1 protein-coding gene is annotated in these 319 nt (G+C 73.4%); it reads left to right on the top strand.

Translation table 11 applies throughout. The annotated features are described in order from the left end of the window. A partial coding sequence (locus CVH10_RS19095) for a PAS domain-containing protein (RefSeq protein ID WP_146143090.1) occupies positions 1 to 319 on the top strand: 319 nt, incomplete at both ends.

Genomic DNA, 319 nt, shown 5'->3' with positions numbered 1-319 from the left:
TCCTCGTTCGACCAGCAGCGGGTCCAGACCGAGTTGCGCGCCAGCGAGGCGCGCTTCCGGGCTGCCGTCCAGGCCGTGCGCGGCGTGCTCTGGACCAACGACGCGGAAGGCCGAATGCTCGGCGACCAGCCCGGCTGGAGCGCCATCACCGGCCAGACCCGCGCGGAGTACGAGGGCTACGGCTGGGCCGACGCCGTGCACCCGGACGACAAGCAGCCCAGCATCGAGGCCTGGAACGAGACGGTGCGCGAGCGCCGGACCTTCGTGCACGAGCACCGCGTCCGCTCCGCGGACGGGAGTTGGCGCCCCGACGCGATCC

It is taken from the genome of Halomonas sp. ND22Bw, from assembly GCF_003011945.1.
GTDB classification, from domain to species: domain Bacteria; phylum Pseudomonadota; class Gammaproteobacteria; order Pseudomonadales; family Halomonadaceae; genus Halomonas; species Halomonas halophila.
Note: the sequence above shows the minus strand (reverse complement) of the source record. Positions and strands in the feature narration are given on the sequence as shown.